The organism is Corynebacterium sphenisci DSM 44792, assembly GCF_001941505.1.
In the GTDB taxonomy this organism is placed as follows: Bacteria; Actinomycetota; Actinomycetes; order Mycobacteriales; family Mycobacteriaceae; genus Corynebacterium; species Corynebacterium sphenisci.
Genome location: NZ_CP009248.1, coordinates 750,001 through 765,020, shown reverse-complemented (window position 1 = coordinate 765,020; position 15,020 = coordinate 750,001). Strand labels below are relative to the sequence as shown.

The following is a 15,020-nucleotide window of genomic DNA, read 5'->3' as shown; positions in this document are numbered from 1 at the left end:
GCCGATCCCCCAAGCGGAGGTGAGCCGCGGCCCCCTCAGCCCCCGGCCCGGTCCCGGGGCGGCGCCGGCTCCCCCGCGGCGCGGGGGTCCTCCGCGCACCGCCCGGCGGCGCAGGGGTTGCGCCGCCAGGCCCAGGCCACCGCGGCGGCCAGCAGCACCAGGGAGATCCCGGCGAGGTAGGGCTGCACCGGGGCGAACACGGCCAGCGCCCCGGAGGCGCCCAGGGTGAGCAGCACGATCTTGTTGCACACCGGGCAGGCCACCGCGAACATGGCCAGCCCCGCCGGGCCCATCGCCGGGGCCAGGCGCTCCCCGCCGCGGGGCTGCAGCGCGAAATAGGCGCCGGTGAGCACCGCGGTGGCCGCCAGCACCGGGGCCTCCCAGGGGCGCACCGGCACATCCCGGCCGAAGACCGGGTTGGCGATGATGTCGGTGGGGACGCCGATGAGCACGGCGGCGAGCGCCGCGGCGGCGAGGCCGGCCAGCGGCCGCAGCCGGCGGCCGGCGAACGTCGGGGTGCGGGCGGTCATGGCCGCCCAGGGTAGGCGAGGCGGCCCGGCCGGTGTTCCGGGTCGGGGCCGGGCGCGCCCGGATCGGGCGCGGGGTCGGCCGGTCGCACCCATGATGGCCATGGCGCGGTTCCGGCGGGCCCACCTGGGATCCCTGCGCGGGACGCGCATGGGCTCTACCCTCGCGATCGTCAGTGAACATCAAGCACCAGGAGGTTTCGCCATGGCCGAACTCACCGGACGCACCGTCGCCGTCATCGCCACCGACGGGTTCGAGGACTCCGAGCTGACCAGCCCGGTGGCGGCGGTCCGCGACGCCGGGGCCACCGTGCACGTGATCGCCCCCGAGGCCGGCGCGATCACCGGCAAGAAGGGCGCCGAGGTCGAGGTGGACCGCACCACCGCCGAGGCCGGCGCCGACGACTACGACGCCCTGATCCTGCCCGGCGGCACCGGCAACGCCGACCACATCCGCACCGACGCCGCCGCGGTGGCGCTGGTCAAGGCGATGGTCGAGGCCGGCAAGCCGCTCGGCGTGATCTGCCACGGCGGCTGGATCCTCGCCGACGCCGATGTGCTGCGCGGGCGCACCCTCACCTCCTACCCCTCCATCCGCACCGACCTGGTCAACGCCGGGGCGACCTGGGTGGACGAGGAGGTCGTGGTGGACGCCGGCATGGTGTCCTCGCGCACCCCGGCGGATCTGCCCGCCTTCAACGCCAAGCTGGTCGAGGAAATCGCCGAGGGCCGGCACTAGCCGCGCCGCCGGTGCGCCGGGGGCGGTCCCGGTGCGCCGGCCACCCCGGGAGGGCCCGGGCCGCGATGGGATTCCCGTGGCCCGGGCCCGTCCATCGGCCCGGTGGCCGGGGGCGGCCCCGGGGGACCCCGCCGCCGGGCGGGCCCGCCGGCGGCGGCATCCGGGTAGGGTGAGCATCCTGCGCAAGCGCCGGATCCCCGGCGCGGATCGCGACCCCGTCCCCGTCGCCCCCGTCCCCCGGAGCCGCCACGCACATGATCGAGTATCGCCTCGGCGAGCGCGTCCTCGCCTGGTACCTGTCCTCCATCACCGGGTTCATCGACGCGATCGGCTTCATGTACCTCGGCGGGTTCTTCCTGTCCTTCATGTCCGGCAACACCACCCGGCTCACCGCCTCCGCCGCGGAGGGCACCTGGGACGTCACCCTCAAGGCCGCCGGGCTGATGGGGCTGTTCCTCACCGGGGTGGCGGTGGGCTCGCTGATCTACCGGCTCGGCCTGAAGCACCTGCCCCATGGCCGGCCCCGGGAGGCGGTGCTGCTCTTCGTCGCCTCCTCGACGATCCTCTCCGGGATCCTGGTGGCCCTGGATCACGGGGATAAGGGGATGCTCTTCCTCTCCTTCGCGGTGGGCGCGATGAACAGCGTCTTCGAGCGCGATGGCCAGGTGGCGATCAGCCTGACCTACATGACCGGCACCCTGGTGAAGACGGCGCAGAACTTCGTGGGCGCCTTCTTCGGCGGGGACCACCGGCTGTGGATCCACCACTTCCTGCTCTGGGCCTCCCTGGCGGGCGGGTCCATCCTGGGCGGCCTGTGCTACGTGCACTGGGAGCTGCGCGCGGTGTGGGTGGTCGCCGCCCTGGTCACCGGCGGGGTGGTCGCCGCGATCGGGAACCGGGAGCGGCGCCGCCGGCTCGGCCTGAGCATTTGAGGCGCCGACGCTGACGCCCCCGTTCCGGGGAATGGGGTGACCACGATTCGAATCGCTCTACAAAACCATTATTCTGTATTTCGTGAATGCTTTTCGCCCCTCGTTGATGCTCGGTTCGGCCGCCGTGGGCGGGCTGCTCATCGCCGGCTCCCTCGCCACCGCCGCCACCCCCTGGACCCCCTGGGACGCCACCACCGCCTTCACCGCGGAAAGCGCCGCGGCCGACCCCGGGCGCGCCGCCCCGGCGGAGCCCGCGCAGGAGCCGGTGACGGTCACCGTCAGCGGGGACCTGCTCTGGCACCCCGCGGTCTACGAGTCCGCGATGACCGGCGGGGAGGACTGGGACGGCGGCTGGGACTTCCAGCGCGTCTTCGCCCCGATCCGGGACTTCGTGGAGGACGCGGACCTGTCCATCTGCCATGAGGAGGTGCCCTTCGCGCCCCCGGAGGGCCCCTTCTCCGGCTACCCCCAGTTCCAGGCCCCGCCGCAGATCGCCGCCGCGGTGCGCGACACCGGCTGGGATCTGTGCACCACCGCCTCCAACCACTCCGTGGACGCCGGGGCGGAGGGGGTGTTCCGCACCCTGGACGCCTTCGAGGACGCCGGGGTGCTCACCGCCGGCACCGCCCGCAGCCCCGAGGAGGACGCCGCCCCGACCATCTTCACCACCGACTCGGGGGTGCGGATCGCCGTGGTCGGCGGCACCTACGGCACCAACGGGCTGCCCGTGCCGGAGCCGTGGATGGTGCAGGACCTGGACCCCGACGAGCTGCTCGCCAAGGCCGCCGCGGCCCGGGCCGCCGGGGCGGACATCGTGCTGATGGGCCTGCACGCCGGCGATGAGGAGGTGCAGGAGCCCAATGCGCAGCAGGAGGCCCTCGCCGAGATCCTCACCCGCTCCCCGGACGTGGACGTGGTCTACCAGCACTCCTCCCATGCGGTGCAGCCGATCGAGAAGGTCAACGGCAAATGGGTGGTCTACGGGGTGGGCAACCTGATCGGCCAGCAGCTGGCGGAGAACCACCTCGCCTACGAGGGGATCATGGTGCGCTTCGGCTTCAGCCCGGACGGCGCCGGCGGCTGGGCGGTCTCCGAGCTCACCTACGTGCCCACCATGATCAGCGATCCGGGGGTCATGCCGGTGCGCGCCACCCCGGTGTCCGCGCTGGGCCCGGACTCCGGCGTGGACGAGGCCCGGGTGGCCGAGTCCCTGGCCCGCACCCGGGCGGCGGTGCTCTCCCGCGGCGCCGGGGAGCACCCCGAGGTCCGGGAGGGCTGAGCGCCGCCCCGCCGGTACCCTGTGCGCAGGCGCCCGCCGCCGCGTGGGCGGCGCGGCGCGGGAACCGCGAACGGACGATGACGGGAAAGGACGGAGCGGGCATGGACATGGGACTGGCCGGACGGCGGGTGCTGGTGACCGGGGGATCGAAGGGGCTGGGCTTCGCCGCGGCCCGGGAGTTCCTCGCCGAGGGCGCCCGGGTGGTGTTCTGCGCCCGGGACGCGCAAGAGGTCGCCGCCGCGGAGGCGGAGCTCGGCGACGGCGCCCGCGGGGTGGTCGCCGACGTCACCGACCCGGCGCAGGTGACGCGGCTCATCGAGGCCGCGGTGGCGGAGCTCGGCGGCATCGACGTGGTGGTGAACAACGCCGGCGGGGCGAACCCCGGCACCGGGGAGTCCATCTCCGAGGATGCGCTGCGCCACGACTACGACCTGAAGGTGCTCACCTGGCAGCGGGTGCTGCGCGCGGCGCTGCCGCAGCTGCGCGCCTCGGATCAGCCGCGGGTGGTCAACGTCGGCTCGGTCTACGCCGCGCACCCGGATCACCGCTTCTTCGCCACCGCGGTGAACCGCGCCGCCGGGGCGAACCTCACCCGGTGCTGGGCCGCGGAGCTCGGCCGGGAGGGGATCCTGGTCAACGGGGTGGACATCGGCTGCATCGAGACCCCGCAGTGGGCGAACATCCGGGACAAGCGCGCCCCGGGCACCCCGCTGGCGGAGTTCCTCGCCACCACCGCGGAGGAGGACGTGCCGCTGGGCCGGATCGGCCGGCCGGAGGAGGCCGCCGCGGCGATCGTCTTCCTCGCCTCCGCGCGGGCGAGCTACCTCACCGGCACCACCATCGACGTCGCCGGGGGCATGGGCCTGCGGGTGTAGCCGGCGCCCGCCGCGGGGAGCGCTCCCCGCGGCGGTACCGCGCCGGCGGCCGGCCCGCCTACCCTCGGCGGTGCCGCCCCGGGATGCGCCCGGGCCCGGGGCAGGCCGCCGACGCCCCCGGGCACCGGGGAGGTGGCCGCCATGGCCGAATCCGATTCCGACGGCGGCGCCGCGGGGGACGCCCGGGGCGCGGGCGCCGGCCCGATCCCGCCGGAGGTGCGCGCCCGGCTGCGCCCGATGGCCCTGCTCAACCCCCGCGGCGCCGACGGCAGCATCGACGCGATCGCGCTGACCCGGGCCTTCATCGAATGGCGGCAGCGCGCCGATCCGGACCCGGGGCGCCACGCCCGGGATCTCGCGGAACTGGCGGAGCTGGCGCGGCGGCGGGCGGCCGATGCCGGGGATTCCGGGGAGCCGGCCGCCGGGGACTAGAAGAGCCGCTCCTGGCCCGGATCGGCCGGCGTCCCGGCGGCGGGCAGATCCGCATCCCGGATCGGCCGGCCGGTGAGATGCCACTGCACCACCGGGCCGATGCAGTCCACCATGCCCGCGGCGTCGAGCATGCTCAGCGCCGGGCCGTCCAGCAGCATCCGGCCGATGAAGGCGCCGAAGACGGTGGCCTGGGCCAACTCCACGCGCAGCGCCGCGTCCGGGTAGCCGGTGGCCGCCAGCTCCGCGGCGATCCGGTCCCAGAACACGTCGTCGAGCACCCGGCGGAACCCGGCGAGGCCCTCCGGGGTCTCCAGCAGACCGCGCAGCCGGGCGGTCAGCGCCGGCCCCTCCGGACCGAGCCACACCTCCGCGAGGATCCCGATCACCGCCCGGCCGGCCTGCGCCGCGCCCACCCCGTCCAGGCGGGCGGCCAGGTCCGCCGGGTCCACCGGCAGGGTCGTGGCGATCTCCCACAGCGCCCGCTTGGCGCCGAAATGGTGCCCGATGAGGGCCACGTCCACCCCGGCGGCGGCGGCGATGGCGCGCATGGTGGTGCCCTCGTAGCCGCGCTCCGGGAACAGCCGGCGCGCCGCCGCCAGGATCCGGGTGCGCCCGTCCGCCCCGGTCATCGGCTCACCCGGCGCAGGGTCAGCGCGGCGGCGCCCGCGAGCGCCACCGCGAAGGCGGCGACCGCGGCCAGCGGCGTCCAGGCGTCGGCCCCGCCGCCGGCGGCGGCGAGGGCCCGGGAGGAGTCCACGGCGTAGGACAGCGGCAGGGCGGCGGAGACCGCCTCCAGCACCGCGGGCATGCTCTCCCGGGGCACGAACACCCCGCCGAGGAAGACCTGCGGGGTGATGAGCACCGGGAAGGCCTGCACCGCCTGGAACTCGGAGCGCGCCGCCGCGGAGGCGAGCAGCCCGATGGCCACCCCGCAGGCCCCGGAGACCGCCCCGAGCAGCACCTGCGGCGTCGGCCCGGCCGCGGGGGCCCGCTCCAGCAGCAGCCGCAGCACGCCGGTGAGCACCACCGCCTGCCCGGCGGCGAGCAGGGTGAAGGCGATCGCGTAGCCGGCGAGCAGGTCCAGCCGGTGCAGCCGGGTGGTCCACAGCCGCTCCAGGGTGCCGCCGGAGCGCTCCCGCTGCATCACCACGGAGGTGAGGATGGCCATGAGCATCATCGGCAGCAGCGCCAGCAGCAGCACCCCGATGTGGTCGAAGAGGCCCCGGCGGGCGTCCAGCACGTAGCGCAGCAGGGTGAGCAGCACCGCCGGCACCACCAGCACCAGGGCCACGGTGCGCCGGTCGGCGCGCACCTGGCGCAGCACCCGGGTGACGACGGCGAGGGTCAGCCTGGGGTTCATCGGGGATCCTCCTCGGTGATCACGCTCAGGAAGGCGGCGTCGAAGTCGGTCGCCCCGGTGGCGGCGAGCAGCCCGGCCGGGGTGCCCCCGGCGAGGATCCGGCCCTCCCGCATGAGCAGCACCCGGTCGCAGCGGGCGGCCTCGTCGAGCACATGGGAGGAGATGAGCATGCCCACCCCGGTGTCCGCGATCCGGCGGAACAGCGCCCAGAGCCGGCGCCGGGTCAGCGGGTCCAGGCCGACGGTGGGCTCGTCGAGCACCAGCAGGTCCGGCTCCGCCACCAGGGCGCAGCCGAGGGAGACCCGGCCGCGCTGGCCGCCGGAGAGATCCGCGGCGGGGCGGTCGGCGACATCCGCCAGATCCAGCTGCCCCAGGACCTCCCCCACCCGGCGCCGGGGGACCCCGGCGAGTCGGGCGAAGTGGGCGAGGTTGTCGGTCGCGCTCAGGTCCCCGTAGACGCTGGCGGCCTGGGTGACGTAGCCGATCCGGCCGCGCAGGCCCCGGTCCCCGGCGGGCCGACCGAGCACCTCGAGCGCCCCGCCGTGGGCCTGCACCCCGACGATGGCGCGCATGAGGGTGGTCTTGCCGCAGCCGGAGGGCCCGAGCAGCCCGGTGATCACCCCGGGGGCGAGGTCGAGGTCGATCCCGTCGACGACCCGGTGCCGGCCCCGGCGGGGGCCGAGATCCACGGTCAACCCCCGGGCGCGCACCACGGGCGCGGTGGTGACGGCGCCGCCACCTGCCTCAACATCCGTTGAATGGATCATGCACCCAGGGTATTCAACACCTGTTGAGCGGACAAGGCCCGTCCCCCGCGCCCCACCCCGCCGTGCGGCCGCGCGGCACCCGCGGCCAGGCGCCGTGGGAGCGCACCCTCGCCCCCGGCGCGACCTAGGCCACGCCCCCGCCGGCCGGTCCCGGACCCGCCCGGGCACCCCCGCGGTTATCACCGTTTGCGAACAAAGCCTTCCCCACCGGCGGCGCGGGCGGTACTCTGCCCGGCGAGGACCCGGGGCAGGCCGCCCCGGGCGGACCCGGACAGGGGGCGGCATGCACACCGCGACCGTGGTCGGCGCCGGCCCGAACGGGCTGGTCGCCGCGATTGATCTGGCCCGCCGCGGCCTGGGGGTCACCGTGCTGGAGGCCGCGGACGCCCCCGGCGGGGGCCTGCGCGCCGCCGAACCCCTCGTCGAGGGCGTCGCCCACGACGCCTTCGCCGCGGTGCTGCCCCTGGCGGTGGCCTCCCCGGGGCTGCGCCGGCTCCGCCTGGAGCGGCACGGGCTGCGCTTCGCCTGGCCGGAGGTGCAGCTGGCCCACCCCCTGGCCCACGGGGAGGCCGCGGTGCTGCACCGCGGGGTGGGCCGCACCGCCGCCGGGCTGGGCCGGGACGCGGGCGCCTGGGGGCGGTTGTTCACCCGGCATGTCCGGGCCGTGGACCGGCTGCTTCCGGATCTGCTGGGCCGGCCCGGGCACGCCCCCACCGACGCGCTCGAGATGGCCCGCTTCGGCCTGCACGCGCTCTCCCCGGCGGCGCTGATGTGGACCCGCTTCCGCGGGGACCGGGCCCGGGCGCTCTTCGCCGGGATCGCCGCCCACGCCGGGGGCCGGCTGGACCGGCCGGGCTCGGCGGTGGCGGCGATGATGCTGGGCATGGTGGGCCAGTCCACCGGCTGGCCGGTCGCTGTCGGCGGCACCCGGGCCCTCGCCGACGCCCTGGTGGCCGAACTCGCCGCGGTGGGCGGCCGGATCGAGCTGAACCGTCGGGTCACGACCCTGGACGATGTGGGCGAACCGGATCTGCTGCTGCTGGATCTCGCCCCCGGCCATGCCGCGGAGCTGCTCGGCGGCCGGCAGCCGCTGCGCCGGGCGGTGCCGCACCGCCGCTTCCGGCACGGCATCGGCGCCTTCAAGCTGGACCTGGTCATCGAGGGCGAGGTGCCCTGGACCGCGGCGGCGGCGCGGCGGGCCGGCACCGTGCACCTGGGCGGCACCGCCGAGGAGATCGCCGCCGCGGAGGCCGAGTGCGCCGCCGGGCGGATGCCCGCCCGGCCCTTCGTGCTCGTCGCCCAGCAGCACCTGGCCGATCCCTCCCGCTCGAGGGGGGACCTGCACCCGCTGTGGGCCTACGCCCATGTGCCCAACGGGTACGCGGGAGACGCCACGGAGGCGATCCTCGGCGAACTGGAGCGCGCCGCCCCCGGCATCCGCGGCCGCATCACGGCCGCCCGCGCCACCGGCCCGGCCGCGCTGGAGGCCGCGAACGCGAACCTGGTCGGCGGGGACATCGCCGGGGGCGCGGTGGATCTGCGCCAGCTGCTGGCCCGGCCGCACGCCGGCCCCAACCCCTATGACACCGGGGTGCCCGGGGTGTGGCTGTGCTCGGCCTCGACCTCCCCGGGCGGCGGGGTGCACGGCATGTGCGGGGTGAACGCCGCCGCGGTGGCGCTGCGCGGGCTGCGCGCCGGCAGGCGATTCCGCCCCTAGCGGCCCGGACATGGCGACGCCGCCGGCGGGGCCCGCCGGCGGCCTCCCCGGGTGCGGCGGGCGCTACCCGGCCGCCTCCGCGGAATCGGAGCCCTCATCCGCCCCCACCCCGGTCGCGTCCGCATCGGCCGCGGCCGCCTCCCCGCCACCGGCGCCGGAGTCGCGCAGCACGTTCTTGCGCACCTTGCCGCTGCCGGTGCGCGGCAGCGCCTCCACCAGCCGGATCTCCCGGGGCCGGTGCGAGGGGGCGAGGCGCTCCCGGGCGAAGGAGATGATGTCCGCGGCGAGCTCCCCGCGCTCCCCCTCGTCCGCGGGCACCCCGCCGGCGGGCACCACCACGGCGACCACCCGCTCGCCCCAGGACTCGTCGGCCACCCCGATCACCGCGGCCTCCGCCACCGCCGGGTGATCCAGCACGATCCGCTCGGTGACCACCGAGGAGACGTTCTCGCCCCCGGATTTCACCAGGTCCTTCATCCGGTCGATGAACCAGAAGGCCCCGTCGTCGTCGAAGTGGCCGATGTCCCCGGAGTGCAGCCAGCCCTCGGCGAAGACCGCGTCGGCGTCCCCGGCGCCGAGGTAGCCCTCCATCACCGAGGGGCCCCGGTAGACCAGCTCCCCCTGCTCGCCGGCGGGCAGCTCATCGGCGGTGCCCGGGTTCATCACCCGGCAGTCGGTGTGCGCGCCGACCACGCCCCAGCTGTCCTTCTTCGTCTCGCACATGCCCGGCCATTGGGCCAGGGTCGCCGGCAGCGCCTCGGTCATCCCGGAGGCCAGCAGCGGGGCGATGCCCGGGAAGCGCTCCCGCAGCGCCCGGTAGAGCTTCTCCGGCAGCGGGGCCATCCCGTAGGCCAGGGTGGCCAGGTGCTCGAAGCGCTCCCCGGTGCTCAGCGAATGGTTGAGGATCGCCTCCAGCATGATCGGCAGGCCCACGAAGTGGGTGGAGCGGGATTCGGCGAGCACCCGGCACAGCTGCGCCGGGTCGAAGCCGGCGAGCAGGTGGATCCGGGCCCCGTGCATGAGGAAGGGGATGGCCAGCACGTTCATCCCCACGGTGTGGAACAGCGGCAGCACGATGGTGGTGGCCGGCTGGTCCTCGGCGCGGTGCAGGGCGACGATGGAGGAGTTCGACAGCGCGGCCACGGTCACCGCGAGATGGCTGGTGAGCACCCCCTTGGGGGTGCCGGTGGAGCCGGAGGAGAACATGCACTGGGCGACCTGGCGGTCCGCGATCGCCACCCGCGGGGGCTCGTCGACGTCGACCGCCGGGTCGGCGACGAGGCCGGCCACCCCGTTGAGGAAGGCCCGCCAGGAGTGCATCCGCGCCCCCGAGACGCTGCCCAGGCCGGCGCCCGGGTCGGCGTGGATGACCAGGATGTGCTCCAGCGCGGGCAGGGTGTGCGCGACCAGCTGCAGCATGGGCAGCGCCGCGGAGTGGCAGACCACCACCCGGGCGCCGGTGGCGCGCAGCGCATGCCCGATATGCGCGTCCCCGCCGAGCATGTTCACCAGGGTCGCCGCTCCGCCCATCTTGGCGATGCCGAAGTAGGCGACCAGGTAGGCGTTGCAGTTCGGGGCCAGGATCGCCACCGGCTCCCGGGAGGCGATGCCCAGGGCCCGCAGACCGTGCGCGAAGCGGTTGGCCTCCCGCTCCAGGCGCTCGTAGGTCATCTCCCCGGAGTAGTCGACCAGGGCGGTGCGGGAGCCGTAGGCGCGGGCGGCCCGGGTGGGGATGTCGCCGATGGAGCAGCGCCGGGCGATCGCCCGGTCCAGCTCCGCGCCGGCCAGGGCGTCGGGGTCGTCGAAGGTGAGGATGGGCAGGCGCATCGGGGGCCTCCTGGGATCGGGGATGCGGCGCTGCCCCGCCCGGGGCCGCGGGATGCGCGGCGCGGGGCCAACCGCTTTCCCCGGTGAACCTAAACGGCGCCCGTTAATCAGTCAAGCATGATTGCTTTTTTCTCCCCCGGATGGTTCAGTGGGGGAACACGCATAATCCCCATCCCCGAAGGACGAGGCCACCGCCATGGGACCCGACGCCACCCTGCACCTCACCGACACCGATGAACGCCGCCAGCTGCGCGAGTCCGCCCGGGGCCTCGCCGCCGGCTACGGGCTGGACTACATGATCGAGAAGGCCGACGCCGGGGACTACCCCCGGGAGCTCTGGGACGAGGCCGGCCGGCTCGGCTTCATCGGGGTGAACATCCCCGAGGCCTACGGCGGCGGCGGGGCCGGGATCGCCGAACTGGCCATCGTCGAGGAGGAGTTCGCCGCCCAGGGCGCGGGCCTGCTCATGCTGGTGGTCTCCCCCGCCATCAACGGGACCATCATCAGCGCCTTCGGCACCGAGGAGCAGAAGAAGACCTACCTGCCCGGCATCGCCAGCGGCGAGTACATCGCCGCCTTCGCGATCACCGAACCCGACGCCGGCACCAACTCCCACGCCATCACCACCACCGCCCGCAAGGTCGGCGGGCAGTGGGTGCTCAGCGGCACCAAGACCTACATCTCCGGGGTGGACCAGGCCTCCGGGGTGCTGGTCGTGGCCACCATCGCCGACGAGGCCACCGGCAAACGCCGCCCGGCCCTGTTCATGGTGCCCACCGACGCCCCCGGGTTCACCGCCACCCGGATCCCGATGGAGGTCAAGCTCGCCGAATGGCAGTACCAGCTCTTCCTCGACGAGGTGAAACTGCCCGCCGACGCGCTCATCGGCTCCGCCGAGGCCGGGCTGCCGCAGCTGTTCATGGGGCTCAACCCGGAGCGGATCCTGGCCACCGCGATGGCCACCGGGATGGCCCGGCACGCCCTCGACGTGGCGGTGGCCTACGCCAGGGAGCGCGGCGTCTTCGGCCAGCCGATCGGCGCCCACCAGGGCCTGGCCCACCCCCTGGCGCAGTGCCGGATCGAGCTGGAGATGGCCCAGCTGATGGGCGCCAAGGCCGCCGCGCTCTTCGACGCCGGGCTGCCGATGGAGGCCGCGGACGCGGCGAACATGGCCAAGTACGCCGCCGGGGAGATCTGCGCCAAATCCCTCGACCAGGCGGTGCAGACCCTCGGGGGCAACGGCCTGGCCAGCGAATACAAGCTGGCCCGGATGCTGCCGGCCTCCCGGCTGCCCCGGATCGCCCCGGTGAGCCGGGAGATGCTGCTCAACTACGTCGCCCAGAACATGATGGGCCTGCCCAAGAGCTACTGAGCAGACCCCTCCCCCGCTCCGGTCATCGACCCACAGCCCACGAGTCGAACTCGACCAGTCGACCCTTCTCGACATCCCGGATGCTGTCCATGAGCACGGCCAGCGTATCCGGGTCCCCGACGATCCCCAGGGCCTCGGCGTCCATTCCGGAGCAGTCCAGGACATGCACCCGACCCCGGGAGTCGCGGCACTCGCGCAACGCCCCAGGCACGGCGCCGGCGGCGGAATGGCGGTTCGGCCCCATCATCGGCATCGTCCCGGCTCCTTCCTCCGTCGTTGCCCGGTTCGGGCCCCGGACCGGCGGCTCCGCGGCGGTGCGTCGCGGGCACCCGTCCTGCCGTGAGCATGGCACGCCCGGTGCCCCGCCACCAGGGATGGACGCGAGCAACACCCCCACGATCGCCCCCACCCCCGGGAACCGCGGGTTGCCGGGTGCGCGCCACCCCACCGGCGAACGCGCCCCGGGCCGCCCCGGGCAGAGCCACGGCCCCACCCGACCGGCCCCCTATTTCGCGCCCCGGCTCCCGCGGGCTATCCGCGGGGCACCGGCCCCGCCCCCGACCCGGGTCCTCGCCGAGGGCGCCGCGGCACCGGGAATACGGGATGCGGGCTGACGGGGACATGTCCGGCGCACCGGGCGGATGGGCGCTGAACCCCCTTCCCGGAGGGGGCGGGCTGCCGTAGCCTCACCTTCATGAGCGACGCCTTCGCCGACCACCAGCACGCCCTCGGCTTCGCCTTCGCGGACCCCTCCCCCGCGGGCGCCGCCGCGGAGCTGCCCGGCGCGGCGGTGCGCTCGGTGCCGCGGCTCATCGACTGGGGCGCGGCGGGTCCGCTGCTGCCCCGGGTGCACGTGGACCCCTCCGGGGCGGCGGTGCTCTTCGGCGCCGCGGAGCTCACCCTCGGCTTCGCCGGGGCGGGCACCACCGTGCCCTGCCTGTCCAGCGCCGAGGACCCGATCTACGGGTTCGCGATGGCGGCGCTGCCGGAGGCCGCCGATCCCCCGGCGATGCTGCCCTACCGCTTCGTCGACCCCCTGGCCCATGCGCCGCTGCCCGGGGCCGGGCGCTGCGACACCGACCGGCTCTTCCGGCCCGGGCTGCTGCACCTGACCCTGCTCGCCGGCCAGGACGCGGCCGTCGCCGCCGAGGGGCCCCTCACCGCGGGCCTGGCGGAGTTCGCCACCGCCCACGCGGCCTCGGCCACCCCGCGCGCCACCCTGCGGATCCGCTCCGCCGAGGAGCTGGCCAACACCCTCACCGGGTGCGCCTTCCACCACCTGGTCTGCGAGTTCGGCGACGGCACCGCGGTGGACGTGTGCGCCCCCGCCCGGGCGGGCGTGGCCGATCCCTATCCGGCGGGGGCGGCGCTCACCGCGGCGATGCTCACCACCGGGGCCTTCGAACCGGCGGAACCGCATCCGGGGCCCTTCCACTTCGCCGAGCCCACCGTGCTGGAGTACCCCCGGCACGCCCCGGCGGCCCCGCCCCGGCTGGAGGTGTACACCATCGCCGGCCGACCGCCGACCATGGAGCTGACCTCGACCATCCCCGCCGCCCTGGGCTTCGTGCCCGGGGACCAGTCCGCGGTGTGGACCACCCTCTTCGCCCGGGACACCGGGGTGGACTGGGCGGTGCGCGAATACCGGGACGGCACCGGCGCGGCCGGGGTGGAGCTCACCCATGGCGCGGACGGGTTCGCGATCACCCTGGACGCGGTCACCGGGCGGTGGCGGCCGGTGGCCTACTCCGGGGCGGAGGGCCTGTGGGAGTTCGCCGCCACCGAGGTCGCCGTCTTCGACCGCGGCGTGGACCTCGCCCGGTGGCTGCCCGGGGTGCCGGATCCGGATGCGGCGCACCCGGGCCTGCCCGAGGAGCGCCGGCCGCATTACGGGGATCCGTGGACGGTGGCGGTGCGGCTGCAGGATCCGCGCCGGGTGGACTGGGCCCTGGACGGCGGCATCGGCACCATCATGTGCACCGCGACCTGGCGGGGCCGGCCGCTGCATCTGCTGCTGCCGGCCACCGTGGCGGAGCAGGCGCCCTTCGCCATCGACGGAGCGGTGCTGGTCGGCACCATCCGCTACTGCGGCCCGGACCCGGCCGGCGCCGCCGACGAGGCCCCCGGGGCCGCGCAGGGGCCCAGCCTGCCGGAGTGGGCCCCGGAGCCCCCGGCGCCCCGGGAGGCGGTGCGGACCCTGGCGGGCATCCTCGCAGATCCGCCCGGGCACTGGCGGCTGATGGAGCTGATGGAGGCCGCCCCGCACACCGCCCGGGAGCGGCTGGCGCGGATCGCCGCCCCCTTCGGACTGCAGGTGGCCCTGGAGCATGGCGCGGACCAGACCGGGGACCGGCATCTGCTGCTGCCCGATGAGGGCGCGGGCGCCGCGGCCTTCCGGGAGCTGGAGGCCGCGCTGCGATCCCGGCGCGACCCCCGGGAGGACGGGTAGGCCCCGGGTCCGCCGGGGCCGGCGGGGCTACTTCCGCTCGGCGTCCTGGATGGCCCCGAGATCGGCGCTGCAGCCGGCGGCCCCGCCGCGGCCGCCGCCGCTGTCCTCGGCGATGGTCACCCCGTTGACGATGATCCGGCAGGTGACGGCGCCCTCCTCATCGGGGGCGTTGGCGGCGAGCAGTTCGGCGCCGGGCGGGCCGTCGAGGGCCACCTCGGTGGACCAGCCGGCGGCGACGCCATCCTCCTGGACGATCCCCTCCTCGCCGGCGTAGTAGGTGGCCAGCACGTCCCGGGCGTCACCGCCGATTTCGTAGGTGACCACATGCCCGTCCCCGAGCTCCTCCCGGACACCCTCGACGACCGTGTCCGCGGGCCCGTACCACCCCCGGAGCCCGAGCACCGACACGACGGTGATGAGGATGATGATGCCGAACACGGCGACGAAGACGATGCCGAAGAGGCAACCGGGCCGGCGGTACCACGGTTTCCCTCCGCCGCCGGCCGGGTCGGCCTGGTTCGGATCCTGCGGGATGGGGTGCGATGGCATGGCTCGCCCTTCCGTGTGGTGGCGGTGGATGGCCGCGACGGTAGCAGCGGGAACCGCAGCCCCTCGCCGAAATGGCGAGGGAAGCCTCCCCTGCCACCCCCGGAAGACGATGCCCGACCGGATCCCGGCACCGCGCCCACGACACCAGGCCATCCCTCTTCCGTCACAGTGACGAAGGCGGGGTCCTGCGCCCCG

At 75.6% G+C, this 15,020-nt stretch carries 14 protein-coding genes; 8 read left to right on the top strand and 6 right to left on the bottom strand.

Annotated features, from left to right (window positions below):
* Positions 1-35 precede the first annotated feature (35 nt).
* The gene (locus CSPHI_RS03495) at positions 36-530 is read right to left on the bottom strand and encodes a hypothetical protein (protein WP_075691518.1); all 495 of its coding nucleotides are present in this window, start codon (positions 528-530) and stop codon (positions 36-38) included.
* 202 nt (positions 531-732) lie between these two features.
* Between CSPHI_RS03495 and CSPHI_RS03490 the strand changes: the two genes are divergently transcribed.
* The 5 genes from CSPHI_RS03490 to CSPHI_RS03470 all read left to right on the top strand — a co-directional run bounded on the left by CSPHI_RS03490 (position 733) and on the right by CSPHI_RS03470 (position 4,784).
* Positions 733-1,266: a type 1 glutamine amidotransferase domain-containing protein gene (locus tag CSPHI_RS03490; RefSeq protein WP_075691517.1), complete on the top strand. Its 534-nt coding sequence runs from the start codon at positions 733-735 to the stop codon at positions 1,264-1,266.
* A gap of 254 nt (positions 1,267-1,520) precedes the next feature.
* A complete protein-coding gene (locus tag CSPHI_RS03485; RefSeq protein WP_075691516.1) occupies positions 1,521-2,198 on the top strand; it encodes a YoaK family protein in 678 nt (225 codons plus the stop codon).
* Between the two features lie 82 nt (positions 2,199-2,280).
* Positions 2,281-3,477, top strand: a complete 1,197-nt coding sequence (locus CSPHI_RS03480) for a CapA family protein (protein WP_157118468.1) — start codon at positions 2,281-2,283, stop codon at positions 3,475-3,477.
* 101 nt (positions 3,478-3,578) lie between these two features.
* Entirely contained in the window at positions 3,579-4,352 is a 774-nt protein-coding gene (locus tag CSPHI_RS03475; protein WP_075691514.1) for an SDR family oxidoreductase, read from the top strand.
* A gap of 141 nt (positions 4,353-4,493) precedes the next feature.
* Entirely contained in the window at positions 4,494-4,784 is a 291-nt protein-coding gene (locus tag CSPHI_RS03470) for a hypothetical protein (protein WP_075691513.1), read from the top strand.
* Here CSPHI_RS03470 and CSPHI_RS03465 read toward each other — a convergent pair.
* The 3 genes from CSPHI_RS03465 to CSPHI_RS03455 are packed head-to-tail and all read right to left on the bottom strand — an operon-like array spanning position 4,781 to position 6,911.
* Complete coding sequence (locus CSPHI_RS03465) at positions 4,781-5,413, bottom strand: TetR/AcrR family transcriptional regulator (protein ID WP_075691512.1); 633 nt, start codon at positions 5,411-5,413, stop codon at positions 4,781-4,783. The genes CSPHI_RS03470 and CSPHI_RS03465 overlap by 4 nt on opposite strands.
* Positions 5,410-6,144: an ABC transporter permease gene (locus CSPHI_RS03460; protein WP_075691511.1), complete on the bottom strand. Its 735-nt coding sequence runs from the start codon at positions 6,142-6,144 to the stop codon at positions 5,410-5,412. Before CSPHI_RS03460 ends, CSPHI_RS03465 begins: the two co-directional genes overlap by 4 nt.
* Positions 6,141-6,911 carry an ABC transporter ATP-binding protein gene (locus CSPHI_RS03455; protein WP_084210218.1) on the bottom strand — a complete coding sequence of 257 codons (771 nt, stop codon included), beginning with the start codon at positions 6,909-6,911 and terminating at the stop codon, positions 6,141-6,143. Before CSPHI_RS03455 ends, CSPHI_RS03460 begins: the two co-directional genes overlap by 4 nt.
* Before the next feature lie 283 nt (positions 6,912-7,194).
* Here CSPHI_RS03455 and CSPHI_RS03450 point away from each other — a divergent pair, with 283 nt between their 5' ends.
* A complete protein-coding gene (locus CSPHI_RS03450) occupies positions 7,195-8,628 on the top strand; it encodes a phytoene desaturase family protein (protein WP_075691510.1) in 1,434 nt (477 codons plus the stop codon).
* Between the two features lie 63 nt (positions 8,629-8,691).
* On the opposite strand, the gene CSPHI_RS03445 is transcribed toward CSPHI_RS03450, so the two are convergent.
* A complete protein-coding gene (locus CSPHI_RS03445) occupies positions 8,692-10,455 on the bottom strand; it encodes a class I adenylate-forming enzyme family protein (protein WP_075691509.1) in 1,764 nt (587 codons plus the stop codon).
* A 196-nt stretch (positions 10,456-10,651) separates the two neighbouring features.
* Between CSPHI_RS03445 and CSPHI_RS03440 the strand changes: the two genes are divergently transcribed.
* Positions 10,652-11,827: an acyl-CoA dehydrogenase family protein gene (locus CSPHI_RS03440; RefSeq protein WP_075691508.1), complete on the top strand. Its 1,176-nt coding sequence runs from the start codon at positions 10,652-10,654 to the stop codon at positions 11,825-11,827.
* Positions 11,828-12,521: 694 nt separating this feature from the next.
* The gene (locus CSPHI_RS03430; protein ID WP_075691506.1) at positions 12,522-14,276 is read left to right on the top strand and encodes a hypothetical protein; all 1,755 of its coding nucleotides are present in this window, start codon (positions 12,522-12,524) and stop codon (positions 14,274-14,276) included.
* A gap of 27 nt (positions 14,277-14,303) precedes the next feature.
* Here CSPHI_RS03430 and CSPHI_RS03425 read toward each other — a convergent pair whose 3' ends face one another.
* The gene (locus tag CSPHI_RS03425; protein WP_075691505.1) at positions 14,304-14,825 is read right to left on the bottom strand and encodes an MmpS family transport accessory protein; all 522 of its coding nucleotides are present in this window, start codon (positions 14,823-14,825) and stop codon (positions 14,304-14,306) included.
* Positions 14,826-15,020: the final 195 nt, after the last annotated feature.

Coding starts and splice junctions, on each gene's coding strand:
- CSPHI_RS03495 (WP_075691518.1), bottom strand. CDS start 530: ATGACCGCCCGCACCCCGACGTTCGCCGGCCGCCGGCTGCGGCCGCTG.
- CSPHI_RS03490 (WP_075691517.1), top strand. CDS start 733: ATGGCCGAACTCACCGGACGCACCGTCGCCGTCATCGCCACCGACGGG.
- CSPHI_RS03485 (WP_075691516.1), top strand. CDS start 1,521: ATGATCGAGTATCGCCTCGGCGAGCGCGTCCTCGCCTGGTACCTGTCC.
- CSPHI_RS03475 (WP_075691514.1), top strand. CDS start 3,579: ATGGACATGGGACTGGCCGGACGGCGGGTGCTGGTGACCGGGGGATCG.
- CSPHI_RS03470 (WP_075691513.1), top strand. CDS start 4,494: ATGGCCGAATCCGATTCCGACGGCGGCGCCGCGGGGGACGCCCGGGGC.
- CSPHI_RS03465 (WP_075691512.1), bottom strand. CDS start 5,413: ATGACCGGGGCGGACGGGCGCACCCGGATCCTGGCGGCGGCGCGCCGG.
- CSPHI_RS03460 (WP_075691511.1), bottom strand. CDS start 6,144: ATGAACCCCAGGCTGACCCTCGCCGTCGTCACCCGGGTGCTGCGCCAG.
- CSPHI_RS03455 (WP_084210218.1), bottom strand. CDS start 6,911: ATGATCCATTCAACGGATGTTGAGGCAGGTGGCGGCGCCGTCACCACC.
- CSPHI_RS03450 (WP_075691510.1), top strand. CDS start 7,195: ATGCACACCGCGACCGTGGTCGGCGCCGGCCCGAACGGGCTGGTCGCC.
- CSPHI_RS03445 (WP_075691509.1), bottom strand. CDS start 10,455: ATGCGCCTGCCCATCCTCACCTTCGACGACCCCGACGCCCTGGCCGGC.
- CSPHI_RS03440 (WP_075691508.1), top strand. CDS start 10,652: ATGGGACCCGACGCCACCCTGCACCTCACCGACACCGATGAACGCCGC.
- CSPHI_RS03430 (WP_075691506.1), top strand. CDS start 12,522: ATGAGCGACGCCTTCGCCGACCACCAGCACGCCCTCGGCTTCGCCTTC.
- CSPHI_RS03425 (WP_075691505.1), bottom strand. CDS start 14,825: ATGCCATCGCACCCCATCCCGCAGGATCCGAACCAGGCCGACCCGGCC.